This is a genomic window from Paraburkholderia phytofirmans OLGA172, assembly GCF_001634365.1.
In the GTDB taxonomy this organism is placed as follows: domain Bacteria; phylum Pseudomonadota; class Gammaproteobacteria; order Burkholderiales; family Burkholderiaceae; genus Paraburkholderia.
In genome coordinates this window covers 3,263,464-3,284,770 of the sequence record NZ_CP014579.1, presented here as the reverse complement: position 1 = coordinate 3,284,770, position 21,307 = coordinate 3,263,464, and the positions used below count along the sequence as shown (strand labels likewise).

At 59.6% G+C, this 21,307-nt stretch carries 17 protein-coding genes and 1 pseudogene; 12 read left to right on the top strand and 6 right to left on the bottom strand.

Annotated features, from left to right (window positions below; all coding sequences use genetic code 11):
* Positions 1–86: 86 nt before the first annotated feature.
* Positions 87–721 (bottom strand): annotated as a pseudogene (locus AYM40_RS39585) (pyruvate kinase).
* Positions 722–791: 70 nt separating this feature from the next.
* Positions 792–1,868, bottom strand: a complete 1,077-nt coding sequence (locus AYM40_RS34525; RefSeq protein WP_063500412.1) for a tartrate dehydrogenase — start codon at positions 1,866–1,868, stop codon at positions 792–794.
* A 109-nt stretch (positions 1,869–1,977) separates the two neighbouring features.
* Here AYM40_RS34525 and AYM40_RS34520 point away from each other — a divergent pair, with 109 nt between their 5' ends.
* The 7 genes from AYM40_RS34520 (at position 1,978) to AYM40_RS34490 (ending at position 11,092) form a co-directional block, all read left to right on the top strand.
* Entirely contained in the window at positions 1,978–2,904 is a 927-nt protein-coding gene (locus AYM40_RS34520) for a LysR substrate-binding domain-containing protein (protein WP_063500899.1), read from the top strand.
* Positions 2,905–3,056: 152 nt separating this feature from the next.
* Positions 3,057–3,545 carry an SRPBCC family protein gene (locus AYM40_RS34515; RefSeq protein ID WP_063500411.1) on the top strand — a complete coding sequence of 163 codons (489 nt, stop codon included), beginning with the start codon at positions 3,057–3,059 and terminating at the stop codon, positions 3,543–3,545.
* 677 nt (positions 3,546–4,222) lie between these two features.
* Positions 4,223–4,927, top strand: coding sequence for an SH3 domain-containing protein (locus AYM40_RS34510; RefSeq protein ID WP_082855467.1), 705 nt, complete (start codon positions 4,223–4,225; stop codon positions 4,925–4,927).
* 498 nt (positions 4,928–5,425) lie between these two features.
* Positions 5,426–6,526 carry a hypothetical protein gene (locus AYM40_RS34505; RefSeq protein ID WP_063500409.1) on the top strand — a complete coding sequence of 367 codons (1,101 nt, stop codon included), beginning with the start codon at positions 5,426–5,428 and terminating at the stop codon, positions 6,524–6,526.
* A 25-nt stretch (positions 6,527–6,551) separates the two neighbouring features.
* Positions 6,552–7,382 (top strand): FAD binding domain-containing protein, encoded by an 831-nt coding sequence (locus tag AYM40_RS34500; RefSeq protein WP_063500408.1) that lies wholly within the window; start codon positions 6,552–6,554, stop codon positions 7,380–7,382.
* A complete protein-coding gene (locus tag AYM40_RS34495; protein ID WP_063500407.1) occupies positions 7,379–10,099 on the top strand; it encodes a molybdopterin-dependent oxidoreductase in 2,721 nt (906 codons plus the stop codon). Before AYM40_RS34500 ends, AYM40_RS34495 begins: the two co-directional genes overlap by 4 nt.
* A gap of 3 nt (positions 10,100–10,102) precedes the next feature.
* Positions 10,103–11,092, top strand: coding sequence for an antibiotic biosynthesis monooxygenase (locus AYM40_RS34490; protein ID WP_236721034.1), 990 nt, complete (start codon positions 10,103–10,105; stop codon positions 11,090–11,092).
* Positions 11,093–11,251: 159 nt separating this feature from the next.
* Here the strand turns inward: AYM40_RS34490 and AYM40_RS34485 are convergent, their stop codons facing one another.
* The 3 genes from AYM40_RS34485 to AYM40_RS34475 all read right to left on the bottom strand — a co-directional run bounded on the left by AYM40_RS34485 (position 11,252) and on the right by AYM40_RS34475 (position 13,727).
* Positions 11,252–11,539 (bottom strand): DUF1330 domain-containing protein, encoded by a 288-nt coding sequence (locus tag AYM40_RS34485; RefSeq protein WP_063500406.1) that lies wholly within the window; start codon positions 11,537–11,539, stop codon positions 11,252–11,254.
* 87 nt (positions 11,540–11,626) lie between these two features.
* The gene (locus tag AYM40_RS34480) at positions 11,627–12,601 is read right to left on the bottom strand and encodes a quinone oxidoreductase family protein (protein ID WP_063500405.1); all 975 of its coding nucleotides are present in this window, start codon (positions 12,599–12,601) and stop codon (positions 11,627–11,629) included.
* A 208-nt stretch (positions 12,602–12,809) separates the two neighbouring features.
* Positions 12,810–13,727, bottom strand: coding sequence for a DMT family transporter (locus AYM40_RS34475; RefSeq protein ID WP_063500404.1), 918 nt, complete (start codon positions 13,725–13,727; stop codon positions 12,810–12,812).
* 84 nt (positions 13,728–13,811) lie between these two features.
* Here AYM40_RS34475 and AYM40_RS34470 point away from each other — a divergent pair, with 84 nt between their 5' ends.
* Positions 13,812–14,678, top strand: coding sequence for a LysR family transcriptional regulator (locus AYM40_RS34470; protein ID WP_063500403.1), 867 nt, complete (start codon positions 13,812–13,814; stop codon positions 14,676–14,678).
* 266 nt (positions 14,679–14,944) lie between these two features.
* On the top strand, positions 14,945–16,390 hold the full coding sequence (locus AYM40_RS34460) for a DEAD/DEAH box helicase (protein ID WP_063500401.1): 1,446 nt from the start codon (positions 14,945–14,947) through the stop codon (positions 16,388–16,390).
* Positions 16,391–16,827: 437 nt separating this feature from the next.
* On the opposite strand, the gene AYM40_RS34455 is transcribed toward AYM40_RS34460, so the two are convergent.
* Complete coding sequence (locus AYM40_RS34455; protein ID WP_158515378.1) at positions 16,828–17,523, bottom strand: TetR/AcrR family transcriptional regulator; 696 nt, start codon at positions 17,521–17,523, stop codon at positions 16,828–16,830.
* Positions 17,524–17,808: 285 nt separating this feature from the next.
* On the opposite strand from AYM40_RS34455, the gene AYM40_RS34450 reads away from it, so the two are divergent.
* The 3 genes from AYM40_RS34450 (at position 17,809) to AYM40_RS34440 (ending at position 21,237) form a co-directional block, all read left to right on the top strand.
* Positions 17,809–19,440 (top strand): AMP-binding protein, encoded by a 1,632-nt coding sequence (locus tag AYM40_RS34450; RefSeq protein WP_063500399.1) that lies wholly within the window; start codon positions 17,809–17,811, stop codon positions 19,438–19,440.
* Positions 19,441–19,545: 105 nt separating this feature from the next.
* A complete protein-coding gene (locus AYM40_RS34445; protein ID WP_063500398.1) occupies positions 19,546–20,202 on the top strand; it encodes a 2-hydroxychromene-2-carboxylate isomerase in 657 nt (218 codons plus the stop codon).
* 9 nt (positions 20,203–20,211) lie between these two features.
* Positions 20,212–21,237, top strand: a complete 1,026-nt coding sequence (locus AYM40_RS34440) for an NAD(P)H-dependent flavin oxidoreductase (RefSeq protein ID WP_063500397.1) — start codon at positions 20,212–20,214, stop codon at positions 21,235–21,237.
* The last annotated feature ends 70 nt before the right edge of the window (positions 21,238–21,307 follow it).

Sequence of the window (21,307 nt, the reverse complement as noted above, 5' to 3'; positions counted from 1 at the left end):
GCCGACGGGAGGGCAGATGCGCCCCGCTACGAGGCCATGTCACCGAGTTCGGCCTCGATGCGTAGAAGCCGGTTGTCCTTCACACCTCACTGGATTTGCGCGATGCGCAGCAGATTGGTCGTGCCGGGTGTGCCAAAAGGCACACCCGCGGAAATCACGACGGTCTGTCCTGTTTCTCCAAACCCTTCCTCGCGCACGGTGTGGCACGCGAGCTCGCTGACTTCGAGCACGTCGATCACTTCGGCACAGAGAACGGGATGCACTCCCCACGCCAGTGCCAGGCGACGGGCAGTGGCTTGTCGCGGGGTCATGCCGATAATCGGCGCACACGGCCGTTCGCGTGCCATCCTGAGCGCCGAATAGCCGGAGCTCGTGTAGGCAACGGTCGCGACCGCGCGACACGATTGATGTCGCCGGGTGTCTCTGCGTCGAGATCGAGGCGAAACCTCGCGCCTTTCTCGAGCCTGATGGGGCCATCGACGAACGTGCCGATCCGCAGCTTCGGACCCTGAAGGTCAAGAAGCACGCCGATGGGCCGGCCTGCGTCCTGCTCGATGGACCGGATGACGTCGAGGCGGCGTTGATGATCCTCGTGAGTTCCGTGGCTGAAGTTCAGCCGGAAGACATCGGCGCCCGCCTTGAACAGCGCTTCAATGGTTTCGCGGCTGGTGCTAGCCGGACCCAGCGTAGCGACAATTTTTGCATTTCGATTGCGGCGCATCTTATCTACCCTCTGAAAGATCAGCCGTGCTGAGCGGCAATGAAAATGGCACGAAAATCGTTGATGCTGGTCAGCGTCGGCCCGCTTCGATCAGCGCACAAACAGCGGCCGTCACCTGTGCGGTCGTTGCCGTGCCGCCGAGATCACGTGTGTGCAGTGACGTATCGGCGGTGACCGCTTCGACTGCCTGCATGACTCGCTTGGCGGCGTCCACTTCGCCGAGGTGCTCGAGCAGCATGACGACTGACCAGAAGGTGCCGACCGGGTTGGCGAGGCCCTTGCCCATGATGTCGAACGCGGAGCCGTGGATCGGCTCGAACATGGAAGGGAAGCGCCGCTCGGGATCGATGTTGCCCGTCGGCGCGATGCCGAGGCTGCCCGCGAGTGCGGCGGCCAGATCGCTGAGAATATCCGCGTGCAGGTTGGTGGCGACGATCGTGTCGAGCGTCGCGGGACGATTGATCATGCGGGCGGTCGACGCGTCCACCAGTTCCTTGTCCCATTTGACGTCCGGGAATTCCTTTGAAATTTCCAGCGCGATCTCATCCCACATCACCATCGCGTGACGTTGAGCGTTGCTCTTGGTGATCACCGTCAGCAACTTGCGGGGGCGGGATTGAGCGAGACGGAACGCGAAACGCATGATCCGCTCGACGCCGGCGCGGGTCAGGATCGACACGTCCGTTGCCGCCTCGATCGGATGTCCCTGGTGGACCCGACCGCCCACGCCCGAATATTCGCCTTCTGAATTTTCACGGACGATGACCCAGTTCAGATCTTCCGGTTTGCAGCGCTTCAGCGGCCCGTCGATGCCCGGCAGAATGCGGGTCGGCCGGACGTTGGCATATTGGTCAAAGCCCTGGCAGATCTTCAGGCGCAGGCCCCAGAGCGTGATGTGATCCGGAATGTCCGGGTCGCCTGCCGAGCCGAACAGGATCGCGTCCTTGTCGCGGATGGAGTCGAGGCCGTCTTCGGGCATCATGACGCCATGTTTGCGGTAATAGTCGCCGCCCCAATCGAAGTTTTCAAACTCGAACGCGAACGACTTCGTGGTCTTTGCGAGCGCTTCGAGGACCTGTGCGCCAGCCGGTACGACTTCCTTGCCGATGCCGTCGCCAGGGATGGTTGCGATGCGATAGGTTTTCATGTCTCCGTCCTTCAGGTGTTGTGGGTGTGAGCGAACTCTACCTATCTCCGGACGCAAAAACCGGTGCTAAACTCAAAGCATCCTTAACTTATATTCACAAGTGAAGGCCGTGCGCGAAACCGTCCAACCGTCTGATTTAAGCTTCTTTTCGACGCTCGCAGCGTCCGGCAGCCTGAGCGCGGCGGCGCGTGAGCTGGGGCTGACGGCGGCGGCCGTCAGCAAGCATCTGACGCAGATGGAGAGTCGCGCGGGTGTTCCGCTCGTCAACCGGACCACGCGGCGGATGATGCTCACCCCAGAGGGCGAGTTGTATCTGGAACACGCTCGCCGGATTCTTGATGAGATTGACGAACTGGCCGAGTTGCTTGGCAGCGCGAAGAAAAGCCCCACAGGGTTGCTGCGGGTCAACGCAACGCTAGGCTTCGGTCGCGGGCATGTCGCTCCGGCGATTTCGCGTTTCGTAGCGAAATACCCGCAAGTGTCTGTGCAGCTCCAGTTATCCGTGACCCCGCCGCCTCTGACAGACGACGCGTTCGATGTCTGCATCAGATTCGGTGAGCCGCCTGACACGCGCGTGGTCGCACGTCGTCTTGCCGCGAATCGTCGACTGCTGTGTGCTGCGCCTTCCTATATTGCGTCACGCGGGATGCCGCTGACCGCGCACGACTTGACCCGGCACAACTGTATCGGCATCAGACAAGGTGACGAGGCGTACGGTGTCTGGCGTTTGACGTCAGGGCGGGGCGCTTCCCGCAAAACGGAGGCCGTGCGAATTAACGGCAGTCTGACGACGAACGACGGCGAGATCGCCGTGAAGTGGGCGCTCGAGGGGCACGGGATTTTGATGCGGGCCGAGTGGGATATCAAACAGTACGTGGCCGACGGTTCCCTTGTGCCGGTGCTGCCCGATCACGACACGCCGAACGCCGATATCTTCGCGGTCTATTCGCAGCGACATCAGATGTCTAATCGCATCCGTGCGTTCGTTGAGTTCCTGGCATGCGATCTTGGAGGCGGAGCGGGCGAGTTCGCGTAGGCAACTGAAAGCGGACCGTCGCCCTGCCACGTTGGGGAACCGTTGTAGATCGACATGACGAGGGATGGAAACGCAGTGCTGTTTCGCCGGCGATGGCAAGTGCAGTGAGCATCTGACAAAATCTCTAGAAGAATACGAAGAATGGAGGCAGCTTGCGGACAGTCGAATACCGCTTTTCCACCATTTGGCGCATTGATGCGCCGGTGCAGAAAGTTTGGGCGGCAATCCAGGATTCGGCGCGCTGGCCCGAGTGGTGGAATAGCGTCGAGCGCGTGGACCAGCTAGAGGCCGGTTCTGATCAAGGCGTGGGCGTCGTACAGCGCTATACATGGAAAGGCTGGTTGCCCTATCGCCTGGTGTTCGATATGCGGGTGACACGCGTCGACCCGTTGGTCGCGCTAGAGGGGGAAGCCAGCGGCGACGTCGAAGGCGCCGGCCGGTGGAGCTTCTCGACGGACGGACGCAACCTTACCGTGGTCCGCTATGACTGGTGCGTGCGTACGAACCGCGCATGGATGAATGCATTGGCACCGTTGTTGCGGCCGGTTTTCCAATGGAACCACGATGCGGTGATGCGCGAAGGCGGCGCGGCGCTAGCGCGGCGGCTGGACGCGCGGCTCCTTGGCATAGAGCATGGATGAAGCCAGCGCGGCAATGGATTGAACGCTCCGCAATGTTCCCCCGTTGCCTCGACAGGACGAAGCGCATCGCGAACCCTTGGTTTTCCCTTTGACATGTGCCACGCAGTCAACCGGCCGTCCCCGGAAAACCGCAACGAGCTTTCGCGAAAGAAAGACCCGCCTGTAGTCGCCCCATTAACGGCGTTATCGAAACAAGACCGATAAGCAGCAAGACAACATGCGTCAGCGAATGGCCGTTGGACTTTGAGAACGGCCCTTCGTGTCACCGCTATCCGAATGACGGCAAGGGGTCGAGCCTGTGTGAAAACGCAAAAATACTCGGTTTTCGGGTGTCGCTTTACCCTTCCCGAGTTGCTGCCAGCCCAATCCTCGGTCGATGGCACGCGTTCGCCGCTAACCGTCGGGCAGAAGGGCACCCCAAATCGCGTGCGGATCTGCCCACGCTGCGCAGCTTCCAGGGCTGGTTCTTTGCTCAGCTCGACGCATGAGCGGCAAAGCATGAAAATTGCTGAACGGTAAGAACGCTGACAAACCGTAATTGCGCAGGCAGCCGGGTGCAATTCGAACGCCACCCGGCTTGTCCAAGCAGTGTGGCCCTGCTATCGAGGCGCCGTTATGGCCTTGACGAAACGAATAGCGCACCTCATGCATGGGCCGCTCTTTCCGAGGGAGGAATCGTGCAAAAGAAAATCGTCATTCGAGCCATCGCGGGAGGCGTTTGCCTGATGGCGCTGTCCGGCGCGGCGTTCGCTCAATCGCTGGCGTATACAAATCAGCCCGTGGAAGTTTATGCGGGTCCGTCCGGGGAGTATCCGGTGGTCGCGCAAGTGCCGCCGAGCGCGCAGCTTACGGTGTACGGCTGCGTTACCGATTACAGCTGGTGCGACGTCGGAGCGCCCGGACTGCGCGGCTGGGTCTATGGCGAATATCTCGACTATCCGTACCAGGGTACCGAGGTGCCGATCATGACTTACGGCTTGCAGATCGGGCTGCCGATCGTAGCGTTCTCGTTCGGAACTTACTGGGATCACTACTATCGCGGCCAGCCTTGGTATCACGACCGGGACCGGTGGGCGAATCATCCGCCGCCGATGCGGGGCGGTCCGCCGCCGCATGGTGGTCCGCCGGCGGCGGGCGGTCCGGCTATGAACCCGAGGCCAGTCATGCACGGCGGCCCGCAGCCGCAACCCCAGCCGGGGTACGTGCATGGGCCGATGCAGCCGCAGTCGGGATATGCGCACGGGCCAGCGCAGCCGCCCGGGCAAATGAAGGGTGGTCCTCAGGGACAGGCTGCCGTGCACCCGGGCGGTCCGTCCGGTGAGCACGGCGGCGAGGCGCGCGGCGGCAATGAAGACCGCAATCATCCGCCGGATAACCATTAGCGATTGAACGCTTTTCGCCCGCCACCGCTTCGCGATCGCATGGCAACGCGCCTGGCGCCCATGCCGCTCAATTCGACGGATGATCGTCGGCGTGATCGTGAAGCGGGTCCGGGCTCTTTTGCGTCGAGCGCAACACGCCTGCGTCGTCGAATTAGAAGTGAAAGAGCTGGTACCGCGTATTGTCTTCCAGGTACCGGTAGGTCCAGACTTCGCGCTTGACGAGCGGCAGATACATCGTTTCTTCGGGACGGCCGAAATTGACGAGCACGTCCGCGCGGAACCTTCAGTCTTGGCCGATAGCGACCAATCGCGAATGTTTGCTTGCGCTCCAGTCGTGCCTATACTTTTCTTGGGAATAAGACGTACCGGCTTCACAAGGAGTCAGAGAAGTACGCAGTGCACTGTTAACGTCGCGACTCACCACTGCAGCGTCCGCCATTCATGCAACAACGGCGGGTGAGTCGCCCAAGTCATTAAGAACAAAAAGAAAGGGACAGTATGATCCGGCGTGCACGTTTGTTCGGCTATATTTTTGCTTGCTTGCCATTGCTGGCTTTTGCCGGATCGTCTGATGGCAACGCTCTTCCAGATTACTGGAACGGCCTGATCACTACCCAGTCCACCCCGCCGGAAGCCTCCGCGACCGCGAATGTGCTGGCGCTCAACACGAGCATGTTCGAGTTGTATGACGCGGCTGGCCAGACCTTCACCAAAAACATTCTGGGGACCCACCCCGTCATACTCGCGCTGTTCTCCGGGGAGGGTGGCAATTTCACCCTCTATCGTCCCGGCCAGCCGCCGCTGCAAGCGCCAGCAGTGCCGATCGTCTATCAGGTTTTGAAGTCTGTTGGCCATAGCACGATGGCGCTGGCCGAAGTCGTAAGCCCTTATCTGACCAGCCCGCAGAACCAGTCGTGGCGCGGCCCGATCCTCGCATTTCGCAGCCGGATGAAGTCGGCAATCGACAGTCTCGATGGCGTGACGATGCAGCCCGGCTGGCGTGAAAACAGCCGCAAGATCCTGCAGGGCAACCTCGATTTCATCGATCAATGCGTTGCTAACGGAGCGATTACGCCGGCCATGCTGGAGGGGTTCGGCCATCGGCAGGCACCGGCGCTAGCCAAAGAAGTCGCATGGGCGGCTCAGACCCAGGTCGCGCATTGGATGAACGTGATGGACGACTGGAAGGCGATGCTGGGCCCGGACTGGGACAAGACCATTGCGGCCAGCAATACGATTTACGTCGCCCGCCAGAACAACGTCCTGTTTAGCGTGCTGGCGCAATACTTCGGCCCGGACGCGATTAACGACCGCTTGCTGCTGATTGAAACCATGTCTTTCACGACGACCCGGGAAGACATGCTGGCCGCGTTGACCCGGATCATCGCCGATCGCTCGGTGGGCCAGCTCTTCTTCGGCAACTACCATCTGATGGATTACGAACTAATGGGCGGCGATGCGCGCGATGCGATTGTCACCGAAACCGCCAGGCGCAACATGACAGCGTTCTTGCCGCCGCCGGTGCCATTCGGTTCCCACCAGTGGCCCACGCTGATTACGCCGGGCCCCGGCCCGAGCTCGCTGTCGACGCTGCATTGACCACCATTGCCCGAGGGCCTGCATCATGAATCTGAATACGATCACGACTGTCAAGCGCCCTGCGAACGCCGACGAGATCGGCGGGTGGGAGGCGGGCGACGCCTGGCTAGCTGGGGGCACCTGGCTGTTTTCAGAGCCCCAGGCCGCCACGCATACCTTGATCGATCTCGAGCAACTCGACTGGCCTGCGCTGCAGGTGAGCCCCGACGGGATCGAAATTGCCGCGACATGCCGCATCATCGAGATCTATCGCTTGGCGTGTCCGGCTGAGTGGACGGCCGCACCCTTGCTGCGCGAATGCTGCAACGCGTTGCTGGCTTCGTTCAAAATATGGAACGCGGCGACGGTCGGCGGCAATATCTGCATGTCGCTTCCGGCAGGCGCGATGATCTCGCTGGTCACGGCGCTCGATGGCACGCTCAGCTTGTGGCCGCGCAATGGCCAACCCCGCGTGGTTCCTGCGCTGGATTTCGTCACCGGCAATCACCAGAACATCCTGCAAGCCGGTGAATTGCTGCGCAGCATCCACCTGCCGGCCACCGCGCTCGCCAGGCGTTACGCGTTGCGACGCGCCTCTCTCGTCAAGCTCGGACGCTCGGCCGCGCTGTTGATCGGCACAGGCGGGGACGACGGCGATCTTCTGATCACCATCACCGCGTCCACGCAGCGGCCTGTTCAGTTGGCTTTTGCGGCTATCCCCACGGCGGAAGAACTGCGGCGTGCGATCGCCGCGGCCATTCCCGACGATGAATACTTCGACGACGTGAACGGCCTACCGGAATACCGGCGGCACCTTACCTACAACTTCGCGGAACAGATCCGTGTCGAGCTGGCACAGTCAGGGAGCCAAGCATGAAATATACGGTCAATGGCGAGCTTTTCGTAGCCGAGCCGGATCCCGGCCAATGCCTGCGCACCTTGCTGCGTGATTTCGGCATGCTGGGGGTGAAGAAGGGGTGCGACGCTGGCGATTGCGGTGCTTGCACCGTGTGGCTGGACGGTGAGCCTGTGCATAGCTGCCTGATGCCCGCATTTCGCGGCGCAGGCCGTCAGATCACGACGATCGAAGGGCTGGCGAGGCACGGCGAGCTGCACCCGTTGCAGCAGGCGTTTCTCGATGCACAGGCATTCCAGTGCGGCTTCTGCACGGCGGGCATGATAATGACAAGCGCGTCGCTCGACGCGGACCGCCGCCAGGATCTACCGAACGCACTCAAAGGCAATCTGTGCCGATGTACGGGCTATCGCAGCATCGACGACGCACTGCATGGCCGAAAATCCGCGGTGGAAGATGTGGCGGGAGAGGCGTGCGGCGCGAGCCTGCAAAACCCGTTCGGCCACGACATCGTGACAGGCCAGGCACGCTATACGATGGACGTGGTAATCGAAGGCCTGCTGCATCTGAAAGTGGTGCGCTCGCCGCATGCCCATGCCCGCGTCCTCAAGATAGACCGCACGAAGGCGCTGGCCGTGCCCGGCGTGGTCGAGGTCTTTACCTGGGAAGACGTACCACGCCGGTTGTTCAGTACTGCAACTCATGAAGATCACCTGGTCGACCCGGACGACACCTACGTGCTGGACAATGTCGTGCGTTTTGTCGGCCAGCGGGTGGCAGCCGTGGTTGCCGAGACCGAAGCTGCCGCGGACAATGCCTGCCGCCTGATCGAGATCGAGTACGAAACGCTGACGGCGGTGTTCGATCCGGTCCTCGCCATGGCGCCAGACGCGCCGCTCCTTCATGACAAGGGGCAGGCCGCGCAAGGCAATATCTATGTCGATATTCACGGCGAGGTGGGCAGCGTCGAAGAGGGCTTTGCCGCGGCCGATGCAATCCACGAGAAGACCTATTCGACGTCGCGGGTCCAGCACGTCCATCTGGAAACGCATGGTTCGATCGCCTGGCGTGGCGAGGATGGCCGGTTGCATGTGCGTACCAGCTCACAGGCGCCTTTCATCGCGCACCAGAAGCTCTGCCACATCTTCGGGCTCAGGCCGGCTCAGGTGCATGTCTTCACGGAGCGGGTCGGCGGCGGCTTCGGCGGCAAGCAGGAAATGCTGTCGGAAGATCTGTGCGTGCTCGCGACGCTCAAGACCGGGCGGCCGGTCAAGTGGGAATTCACCCGCGAGGAACAGTTCATCGCCGCGTCCACGCGCCATCAGATGACGTCCCACGTCAAGCTCGGCGCGACTCGCGATGGCCTTCTCACCGCGTTGCAGGTCAAGGTGATCTCCAACACCGGCGCGTATGGCGGACACGGCGGCGAGACGCTGGCCGCCGCGCTGGGTAGCCCGCTGGCCGCGTACCGTTGCGCCAACAAGAAAGCCGACGGCTATGCGGTCTACACCAACATGGTGCCGGGCGGCGGCTTTCGTGGTTACGGCGCCTCACAGACGACCTTTGCAATCGAATGTGCGATCGACGAACTGGCCGAGCAGCTTGGTTTGAGCCCGTTCGAGATTCGCCGGCGCAACATGGTTGGCCCCACGGACTGGATCGAGTCGGTCTGGAAGGACGTGGCCGATGTCGAGTTCGGCAGCTATGGGCTCGATCAGTGCATGGATCTGGTCGAATGCGCGCTAGCCGCCGAAGGCGGTTTGCCCAAGCCGGCCGGTGACGAGTGGGTCGAGGGCGTCGGCGTCGCCCTTGCCATGCTCGATTGCGGGCCGCCCACCGAACATCGGTCTGGCGCCGTCATGTCGCTCCTGGCCGACGGTACCTATCACCTCGCCGTGGGCTCGACGGAGATGGGTAACGGTTCCGTGACCTCTCACCGGCAGCTTGCAGCCGCGGTGGTTGGCACGCGAGCTGATGCGATCGCGATCATCAATGCCGATACGGATCGGACACCGTACGACAGTGGCACGTTTGCCAGTACCGGCACCGTAGTGGCGGGTAAGGCGGTGACGCTCGCCGCGGCCGCACTACGCGATAACATCACAGATTACGCGGCCCAACATACCGGTGTGCCCGCCTCGGACTGGCGGCTGGAGGGCACTCACCTGGTAGCAGGCGGACAACGCCTCGCGCTGACTGATCTGCATGCCGCCGGAACACGTGACGGGCATCGTTTCGAGGCCAAACGCAAGGCTTATCTTTCGCCGCGGACCACCGCCTTTAACGTGCAGGGTTTTCGCGTTGCGGTACACCTGATTACCGGAGAGATCCGGATTCTGCGCAGCGTGCATGCGGCGGATATCGGGCGGCCGATCAATCCGATGCAGTGCCGTGGCCAGATCGACGGCGCCCTCGCGATGGGGATCGGCTGGGCCTTAACAGAGAACATGGTGCACGACTCAAGCGGCCATATCGTGAATGCGGCGCTGCGCAATTATCGGATACCGGCTTTTGCCGACATCCCCCGCACCGAGATATTCTTCGCCGACACTTACGACAGAATCGGACCATTGGGCGCCAAATCGCAAGGCGAGTGCGCGATCAACCCGGTGGCACCAGCGCTCTCGAACGCCGTCAAGAATGCAACCGGAGTGCGGTTCACTGCGCTACCCATGACACCCGACCATATCTTCGACCGTCTCGTACCCGTCCTTACACCCTTGTTCGAGCGAGGCTGAGAGGTGAATGAAGATCGCAAGACCGGCAACCGCAGCAACGACAGCATGACCACCGAGGGTGGCGCGACTATCGTCACGCAAACCCGTCCGCTGGCCGGGCACGAAGAGGCCTTTAAGCGTTGGCAGGATGCGATGGGAGCGGTGATCGCCACGTGGGAGGGCTTTATAGAACAGGAGGTCATACTGCCGAGACCGCCTGCCCAGATCGACTGGGTGATCCTCCAGCGCTTTGTATCGTCGGACGCGGCCGCCAGTTGGCTGCGCTCGGCGCAACGGCTCAGCCTGGTCGACAGCATTCAGCCGATCCTCGCCGGCAACGACGATATTCATCTGGTCAGGGACGGCGCGTCGGGCGTGTTGCCCGCGCCGGTTTCCGTGGTGATCTCGACCCGGGTCAAGCCCGGCGAGGAAATCGCTTATCGGCGCTGGGAACAGCGCATCGCCGCAGTCCAGTCTCGCGCTGCCGGCTTTCAGGGCTACCGGTTGGAGCCGCCCGTCCCGGGCGTGCAGGACGACTGGCTGGCAATCGTTCGCTTCGACTCGGAAGCCAATCTGCAGATCTGGCTGAACTCACCCGAGCGGCTCGAGCTGTTGAGTGACTCGGATTGCTTTACTGAGCACCTGGATACACGCATCGTTCGCAGCGGCTTCGATCAATGGTTTTCGGTGGGCAAGCGGGATGCGGCGCCAGTACCGGTCTGGAAGCAAAACATGATCGTGCTGAGCCTGCTGTATCCAGTAGTGTTCCTGTTCGGATTGCTGGTGCAGACGCCGTTGTTGATCAAGCGTATCGGCATGCCGTTCTGGCTGGCGCTATTTGTGGGAAACGTTGTTAGCGTGGTGTTGCTGAACTGGCTGGTACCGTGGGCCTGCAAGCGCTTGAGCTGGTGGCTGCAGCCGGCCGTGCAGAAATCGATGGGCAATCACGTGCTGGGAGCTGGCATCGTCGTCGGCATCTATGCGGTGTCGCTGCTGGTGTGCTCGTGGCTTTAGCCCCCGTCAACGATCGCCGACTGTCGGCAAAGACCGGCGGCCCGACCGTGGCGATCTTCGCGCAATTGGCAGTTCAACCTTCGGAAGCTGTCTTTTGAATGATGAGCAGCCGTAGGTCCGCAGAGGGTCGGTTATCGTCCCAGGTGGTCGGTGCTCCAATCACACGCCATCCACCACCGCGAAAATGCCTTTACTGCTCGAGAGTCGCATGGGCAGGATTTCCTGGTATTCGGAAGAGTTGTACCATGCAATCGCGTCCTGGCGCGTAGGGAACTCGATGATGACGAGCCGCTTGTGCGGCAATTCGCCCTCCATCACTTCGAGGTTGCCGCCACGCGCGAGGAACTTGCCGCCATATGCCTCGATCGTCGCTGGCGCCTTTGCGCGATATTGATTGAAAACAGCTTCGTTTTCTATCGATTCCTGTACGACGACAAATGCTGCCATGTGTTGGCTCCTTAAAGTGAACAGCGCTGCTGCAGTAGAACGGCGCCTGAGCGTTGAATGGGTACAAAGGGTACGCCGCGCGGCTCCTCAGGGCTTGAGTACCAGTGAAGTTGTCCGCTCCCGAGACTCGAGCTCAGTATGCGCCTGGGCGGCGTCCCGTAGAGAAATCGACTGAATTTGACCGGTCCTGATGATGCCCATCGACAACGCATCAAACAGGCTCGCTGCAGCCTCGCGGAACTTTTGAGCGGTGCGGAGATGCTGCATTATGTTGGGGCGAGATAGCGAGTTTGATTTCGGAAAGAGTTGCGAGACCTCGAACTGCTCCACGGCGCCAGAGGCCTGGCCGAAGTTGGCCAGATGGCCACACGGCGCGAGGCACTGTAGTGAGCCGAAGAAGGTGTCCTTCCCTACAGAGTCATAGGCAACCTGAACGCCTTCGCCGGCAGTAATGTCAAGCACCCGCGGCACGAAGTCTTCGTCACGATAGAAGATGACAGATTCACAGCCGGCCCTGGATGCCGCCTCGCCTTTCCGCGGTGTACTTACTGTTCCAATCACGCGAGCACCGAGATGCCGCGCCCACTGGCAAAGAAGCAGGCCGACGCCGCCTGCGGCGGCATGGACCAACACCCAGTCATCTTTTTGCACGCGGTAGACCTGCTGGACCAACACCTGGGCGGTAAGGCCTTTCAGCAAGGTTGCGGCAGCTACCTCGTCAGACACGTTTGGAGGCAGCAGCACCAAGCTCTCCTGGCCGATGACACGCTTCTCCGCGTATGCTCCGTAGGATTGTGAGACATAAGCAACACGGTCACCGGGGCGGAAATCTGTGACATTCGCGCCAATCGCTTCAACAACGCCTGCCGCTTCGATGCCAGGAACGCCAGGCAATGACAGGGTGTTGTAGAGACCGGATCGAACATACGCGTCATGAAAGTTGACACCGATCGCGGTGTGACGAACGACAACTTCGTGCGACTGCGGCTGTGGCACAGTGACTTCTTCAAATTTCAGAACGTCTGGGTCGCCGGGGGCGTGCATCACGACGGCAAAGGGCATTGGATTTTCCTTTTAGGATTTTCATGTTCAGAATGAATGTCTGCTTTCTCTCTGATCGACACAAGAAAATCAGGAAGCCGAATTAGCCAAGGTCTCCAGATTCTCTGCTCAATACGCGTGGCTTTCATGATCGCCTCCAAATGGAGTCGAGTTCAATACGTCAAGCCGACGTGGTTGCCTCTGCGCCAGACGGCATTTTGCAGACGCGTTAGCTATCGCGGCGAACGGTCCACAATGCGCCCGCCATGATAAGGACCCCAACGGTCTGTAGTGCGGTTAGTTGGTGTCCGTATACAACCCGGTCCACGACAATGGCTGTCAGCGGATAGACGAATTGCAACAGCGCCACACGACTGGTGCGAAGCTGGCTCATCCCGGCATAGAGAATGACGTACGCGACGCCGCTATGGATGCTTCCTAGCCCGGCTAACCAAAGCCATGCAGTCGTAGTTTGCGGCAGTCCATGCCAGAGCGGCCACCAAGCTGTAAGCAACACGCCGACAGCACTCTGCCACCAGGACAACACAAACGAACTAACTCGTTTCGCCTTGCGCGCGATTAACGGTAAGCCAGCATAGGCGACGGCACCCACGAGGCATAGGGCGACGCCGGTCTGATAAGACGATGTTGCGATCAAGCTCGTCTTGCTTCCAATGAGTCCGGTGGCGAGTACAAGTCCGGCCAGCGCTACAACGCAAGCAATGACCTGCGCTTTGGATACGCGTTCACCCAGCCACCAGGCACCCAGACCGATGACGAAAAAGGGCTGGATGTGAAACAAAACTGTCGCTATTGCAATAGACACCCGTGGAATGGCGGCAAAGAACAAAACCCAATTGAGCACGATTAGCACGCCTGCGCCCAGCGCCACCGTCAGCTCGTGCCATCGCAGTTTGAGTTCATGCAACCGTCCCGTTGCCGCGCCCCACAGCGAAAGGGCCAGCATCCCAAAAAAGCAGCGAAAGAACACCGTGGTCATCGGGTCCTGGCGGGCTTCTTCGACGAAAATGCCGATGGTCCCGAGAATTAGCCCGCCCGCGACCATCAACGCAGTGCCTTGCCGTTCCGAGGTGCTTGATGGGGCTAGCACGGCAGATTCAGGCGGGGAAGAAGTTGCGCTTTTCATGTCCTGAATTGTGGAATGGATTGACCGTCACGAAAAGCGAATTTATCGTTTCGTTATTATTCGATTTTCAAATGACCGACCACCATGTCCCAATCTCCCGATCTACAGCTTGACTGGCTGCGCGCGTTTGTCGCCGTCGCCGACACGGGGTCGCTCACGGCAGCGGCGAAGCAGGTCTATCGCTCGCAGTCCGCTGTGAGCATGCAGTTGAAGAAGCTAGAGGATGCCGTGGGGCAATCGCTGATGTTGCGCGGGCCACGTCATATGCTTTTAACTCCAGCCGGCACTGAGCTTTTGAGCTATGCGCGGAGAATGCTGGATATACACGCCGAGGCCATCACTGCGCTTCGGGGGCCAGAGGTCACAGGCCGTATTAGTTTGGGCGTGCCGGAGGACTATGCGACGGCTTATCTCACACCAGTCCTTCGCACCTTCTTGAGTCGCTACTCAGCGGTGGAAATCACTTTGGTCTGCGAGCAGTCAACTGCACTCATTCCCAAAGTAGAACGGGGCGAACTGGACCTGGCGGTCGTCACGCGGGATCGCGCTGACAGAGGGACGTTGCTGTTTCGAGAAAAGCTTGTCTGGGTCGGAAAAGAACAATATGAGGCCTGGCGTCGTAATCCATTGCCCATTGCCGTCCACGAATCAGGAAGTCGACCGCGCGATGCCGTGCTCAAAGCTATTTCATCCCAGCGGCGTCAGTATCGGATCGTCTATCACAGCCCAAACGTCGCTGGACAACTGGCCGCCGCAGAGAGCGGCATGGCGGTGGCGGTGCTAACGCAATGCAGTCTCCCTGCCGGCCTGAAAGTGCTCGACAGCCGCCACGGACTCCCGGATTTGCCTGAAATGGAGGTGGTCGTCATCCGTTCAAAGCAGGCCAAACAATCGGCTGCGGCAGGAGCGATGTTTGACCAACTCATCCGAACTTTGCGCCGCGCGGAGTAAGAACCCACTACGAGTCGCTGCTGGGCTTCGCGCGAAGACAACCGCCCCGCGTTGCACGACCGCTTTCGAACGCGAAACGGACGTACGAGCGCGTTGCGCGAGCGACCGAATCGAACAGGATGCGCCGACAACTTACGACCGGAGCGAACGGGATCGCGCTCGCCTTGAACGGCGGCAGATCAACGTCGATCTGTTTGACCATTGATGTGCGCGGTGCAATCAGCGTGGTAACCGCTAGAATTGCGGTTTTAGCTCGGAATACGCCCGTGTCTTTTGCCTCGCTTGGCCTGATCGATCCCTTGTTGCGTAATGTGCAGGACCTCAATTACCAGACACCTACGCCGGTGCAGGCCAAGGCGATTCCTGCTGTGCTCAGTGGCAAGGACGTCATGGCTGCGGCACAGACCGGCACTGGCAAAACGGCGGGGTTTGCGCTTCCGCTGTTGCAACGGCTGGTGCAACACGGCCCGGCGGTGTCCAGCAACCGCGCGCGTGTTCTGGTGCTGGTGCCCACGCGTGAACTGGCTGAACAAGTGCTGCAAAGCTTTATCGATTACGGCAAAGGCCTCGATTTACGATTTCTGGCCGCCTACGGCGGTGTGAGTATCAACCCGCAGATGATGAAGTTGCGCAAAGGCGTGGATGTGCTCGTTGCCACGCCGGGTCGTTTGCTGGATCTCCATCGCCAGAACGCAGTGCAGTTTGATCAAGTACAAACGCTGGTGCTGGATGAAGCCGACCGCATGCTGGATCTGGGCTTTGCGCGCGAACTCAACGCCGTCTTTGCTGCCTTGCCCGTTCAGCGCCAGACTCTGCTGTTCTCTGCCACGTTTACCGATGATATCCGCGCCATGGCGGCGGGCATTCTGCGCGGCCCGGTCAATATCAGCGTCAGCCCGCCCAATGCCACGGCCAGCAAGATCAAGCAGTGGGTGGTGACGGTGGATAAAAAGAACAAGCCTGATCTCTTCATGCACCTTGTGGCTGAGAACAACTGGGAGCACGCGCTGGTGTTTGTCAAAACCCGCATTGGCGTGGATTACCTGGCGGCCATGCTGGATGAAGCGGGCTATGCGGTCGACACCATCCACGGCGACAAACCGCAACCCGCGCGCCTGCGTGCGCTGGAGCGCTTCAAGACGGGCGAAGTAAGTATGCTGGTAGCCACCGATGTGGCTGCGCGCGGGCTGGATATCGACGACCTGCCGCTGGTGATCAACGTTGATCTGCCGATCGTGGCACAAGACTATGTGCACCGTATTGGCCGTACTGGCCGCGCGGGCGCCAGCGGCGTGGCGGTGTCCCTTGTGTGTGCCGATGAAGCGCCGCAACTGGCCGCGATTGAAGCGCTGATCCGGCAAACGCTGCGCCGTGAAGAAGAGCCGGGTTTTGAAGCCGAACATCGCGTGCCGCAAACTAGCGCGACGGGCGAGATCATCAAGAAACCCAAAAAGCCCAAGAAGCCCAAAGTGCCGCAAGCTGCGCCGGGCGCCATGCAGGTGCTCAGCAAAAAACCGCGTCCGCAAAGTGGCGAAAGCAAACGCAAGCCTACGACGCAGCGCGCTGTAGCCGCAGGTAAAGGCACAAGTTTGTCCAGCGGTAACCCATTCAGCGTGCAAAAGCCACGCAGCAAACCCGCCAGCAAGCCAGCTGCGGGTTCACGTAAGCCGGCTGGCAAACCCGCTGGTGGCCGTGGCAAACGTCAACCCTGATCCGCGGGAAGAGTAACGCCAGCCTTGGAACAGGCTGGCGGTTTGCGGCCCGCTGGTAGGCAGCGGCGCGGCTTCGACGTGCATCTGGTCGGCAGGTAACGGCGCACTGAATCCAGAATCCATAACAACTTCGGGGCCGAACGGACGTTGAAATCGTGCGTAGCGAGCGTCCGATCAAGGTCGTCTCTGGTGAATGTGTCCGCTTCTCACACGAAAGCCGTCATTTGATCGGCTCATCGCGAACTACCGCTTTGGCTCGGTGCATGACTGCGCGAGCAGAAGAAGTGTTGCATCCCCCGATTAATTCCGCAAAGCCACCCGGCCAGATATGCGAGGTCCTAATGCAACCAGTCCTGGCTGCCCGACGAGGGTGCATGTTCAGGACCGACGGCATCGTCCTCGATTCGCGTATTCCGTCCGAGGTGGACCCGGAAGTGTCACGCCTGCGAGGGCGAACCGTCCGTGCTCGCGAGATAGAGGCGGGTCATGAGTTTCCACTCGCGCAGCAACTCATCGTTTAGGAGATCGTCTCCGTAAAGAATGGCCCTATGTAAAAGGGCTTCTCCGGATGATTCAATGACAAAAGCCGCGAGGCGCAGGTCCGGCCTGGGTACTGGCTCCCCGCATTTGCGAAGTGCGCTTTCGAGAAGGTCAGCAATAGCGAGAGAAATGCGTCTCAGGTGCTGCGTCTTGCTCACCTTGCCCATCTGATCGAGAAGAACGCGATGCAGTGCAAGATCTTTTGCGTACGCGTCCACACTTGTATCGATCCACGCGTCGACCAATGACGCTATCCCCTTGCCCTCCACCTCCTTGAAAGCTCCGGCGTACGTGTCAAGCAGGTTGTCACAATGGCGTTTGATCAGCTTTGCGACAAGGGCTTCCTTGCTGGTGAAGTATTCATAAAGAGAACCAACACTGACACCCGCTGCTTCGGCAATGCGAGTCGTGCTCGTGGCTTCAAATCCATCTCTTATCAAAAGCTGTTGAGCCGCCTCGAGAATGGCGTCAACAGTCATCAGGGACCGTCCTTGCCTCGGCCTGCGGCGCACGGCAATCTGTGCGTTCGTGCCAAATTTCCGACCTTTGACAGGCACCTCTTCCTCCTCGGCAACAACGTTCTCGACGGCCACCACAAGGCGCGACCTACGCCCTATCGATTTTAGCCTTATGCGCGTGCCCTGAAACTTCGGAACATGCGATATCCGAGTAGGCGCCCAGCAAGTCACGCGGGCACCCTAGAAGAAAGGCGTCGTGGCGGACCGAAATCGGGGCGCCGAAATCCGAATAGAAGCACGAAAGTGCGCCGCTTATGATAGGGCCGTAACCAAGTTGCGGCCTCGCGGGCGATATGCTGCACCGAGGAATATTACACTTATCTTACGCCCGGTGCGAAGATAGACGGAGACATAAGTCACATGGAACATGGCGCTTCACAGAATCTGGCGTACTGGCCCGCAGACCAAACCGAGCCGTTCCTGGAGATCAGCATTGGGGACGCGCTCACGAATGCAGCTGAGCGTTGGAAAAACGAAGTCGCGCTGATTGAGGGTGTAAGCGGAACCGGCAGGCGTCGCTGGACCTATGGCGAGCTGCTGGCGCAATCACGTAAAGTGGCGGGCGCACTTCTGAGTTGCTTTCGCCCGGGCGAGCACGTCGCGGTGTGGGCATCGAACCGCCCGGAGTGGGTGCAAATCGAACTGGGTGCAGCGCTCGCGGGTATTACGCTTGTCACTGTGAACCCGGCGTATCTCGCTGCGGAGCTCAAGTATGTCCTCAAGCAGTCACAGGCCTGCGGAATCATCGTGGAACCCGAGTATCGCGGAAGGAAACTCGCAGCGGTCGTGGAGGAAGTCAAACCTGAACTGCCACTCTTGCGGGAAATCATTTCGCTGAAGAGTTGGGGAGATTTTGTTGAGGGTTCGTCAGAGGTCGCCACGTTGCCACGTGTTGAACCTGGCGATATAGCCCAAATTCAATACACATCTGGCACCACAGGATTTCCCAAAGGCGCGCTTCTAACCCATCGGGGGTTGGCAAACAATGGGCGAATCTATGCGCAAGTTATCGGTGCGCGTAAAGGCGACGTATGGGTCAATCCCATGCCCCTGTTTCATACTGCCGGGTGCGGTCTCGTGACTTTGGGAGCATTGCAGACGGGAGGAGCTCATGTGCTTCCGTCGACGTTCGATCCGGCGTTGATATTGAATCTGATTGAAACGGAGCGCGGTACATTGATGTCCGCAGTTCCAACTATGCTAGTTCGTATTCTCGAGTACCCAGAGTTGACCGTCTTCGACTTGAGTTCCTGGAGACTCGCAACGCTCGGCGGCGCGCCGGTCCCGCCGGAGCTTGTACGGAGGATCGAGAATACCCTTCGCATTAGGGTGGGCATTGGATTCGGGCAAACGGAAGCCTCCCCATATATCACTCATACGCGCGAGAACGAGTCTCGATCGGGTTGGGCGTTGACTGTCGGGCGGCCCATGCCACAAATCGAAGTCAAAGTGGCCAATCCGCAAAGCGGCGAAACTGTGCCGATCGGCACATTGGGTGAAATTTGGACTCGGGGAAGTTGCGTAACTAAGGGCTACTTCGATAATGCGGAAGCAACGCGACAGGCGCTGACCGACGACGGATGGCTTCGGACGGGCGATTTGGGTTCGATGGCAAACGACGGCTATCTCACCATTCAGGGAAGAATGAAGGAGATGATCATTCGCGGTGGCGAAAACGTATATCCGCGCGAAATCGAGGAGGTTTTGCTCAGCCATCCTGCCGTTTCAGGCGCTTGCGTGGTCGGGTTGCCCGACACCGAATGGGGTGAAATCATCGCTGCCTTCGTCCAGCTCAGAGCCGGACATGCCGAAGGAGAGAGCGAACTCACGAGCTTTTGTCGAACGCGTCTCGCAACATACAAGACGCCACGGGTCTGGCGTTTCGTGGATGAGTTCCCTCAGACTGCGTCGGGAAAGGTCCAGAAATATGTTCTACGTGAGCAGCTTCTTAAAGAAGTTCGTGCGGACAAGTCACTGAACGGCGCCCCGTAATTCGTAAGTCACGCCCCGGTGAGGGCAACCTCTTGGGGCGGACTATTTCAAACTCCGCCGGGGTCACAGGATACGGGCAGGACGCTGAATTTTCCCAATGAAACTATGGATTCGATCGCCTTCTATTTTGATTTCGTCTCGCCCTACGCGTACCTCGCATCGAATGAGATTGAGGCCTTGGCAGAGCGTCACGGTATAAAACTTCATTGGCTACCTTTCCGGCTTGGCGTTGCGGTGGTGAAGGTAATGGGGCTGAAGCCGCTGCTTGATACGCCGCTCAAAGGCCCCTATGCTCGTCACGACGCGTCACGAATGGCAAAAGTATTAGGACTGGCGCTTACCGATGATTTCTCCATGTTTGACCCTGTACCCGCTCATCAGTTGATGTACACGCAACCGCTTGAAAAGCGACCGGCGCTGGCGAAGGCGTTGTTGAGTGCACGTTGGGGTGAGGGGCGGAACCTCGGGGACAGGGATATCTTGTTCGATGTTGCTCAGAAGGCTGTGGGTATCGACAAGCAATGCTTTCGAGAAACCATTGAATCGAAAGAATCACGTAGCGCTGTCAACGAGGCGACTCAAGCTGCAGTCTCCCGAGGGGTGTTTGGCTCCCCAACATTCGCAGCAGGAAACGAACTTTTTTGGGGCGGAGACCGCATTTGGCTACTCGATCAGTATCTTGCCGCTGGGGCGCGATATGTGCCGGCCACGGTCACCCCTCTCACCCCCAGATTAACGGTAGAGAAACTCAAAAGGATATGAGGAGCCAGCATGAAGACACGTATAACCGAACTTTTCCAAATTAAATATCCCATCATACAGGGAGGGATGCATTACGTCGGCCTCGCAGAGCTTGCCTCTGCGGTTTCCAACGCGGGCGGCTTGGGCATTATCACTGCCCTGACTCAAAAGACGCCTGAACAACTTGCAAAGGAAATTGCACGGTGCAGGGAAATGACCGATCAACCGTTTGGCGTGAATCTCACGTTCCTTCCAACGTTCTCGGCCCCTCCCTATCCTGAGTACATTGATGCTATCAAACAGGGTGGCGTGCGCATCGTCGAGACGGCGGGTCGCAATCCAGAGCCCTACATGGGTCCTCTCAAAGACGCGGGCATCAAGGTTTTTCACAAGTGCACGTCAATACGGCATGCCCTTAAAGCACAGCAGATAGGATGCGATGCTGTCACTGTGGATGGCTTTGAATGCGGTGGCCATCCGGGAGAGGACGACATTCCGAATATGATCTTGCTGCCACGTGCGGCCGACGAGCTAGCTATTCCGACTATCGCTTCGGGTGGCATGGCTAACGGGCGCAGTCTGGTGGCGGCACTCGCGCTGGGCTCTGAAGGCATCAGCATGGGCACTCGGTTCGTTGCTACGCAAGAAGCACCGGTTCATGAGAATGTAAAAAGGGCGATTGTTAACTCAACCGAGTTGGACACGCGACTGATCATGCGCGGCTTGAGAAATACTGAGCGCGTGCTCAACAATGCAGGTGTGGAGCGTCTTCTGGAGATCGAGCGCGAGAAGGGAAATAATCTTCGTATCGAAGACATCATTGACCAGGTGGCCGGTGTTTATCCTAAAGTCATGCGCGACGGCTTGCTGGATTCCGGCGCCTGGAGTTGCGGCATGGTTGCCGGCTTGATTCATGACGTTCCGTCTGTGAAGGCACTTATTGACGATATTATCGACGAGGCCAAGACACTGATCGGGGCAAGGCTCCGATCAATGCTCGATGCGACGAGCGTCGACAAGCCGAACCAGAGCTGTGTTGAGGATGTTTTGCGATAGTACGGTGACACGCAACTATTCGGTCAAAGATGCAGAATTACTCATGTTCGGGGTGGGTCTATTGCAAATC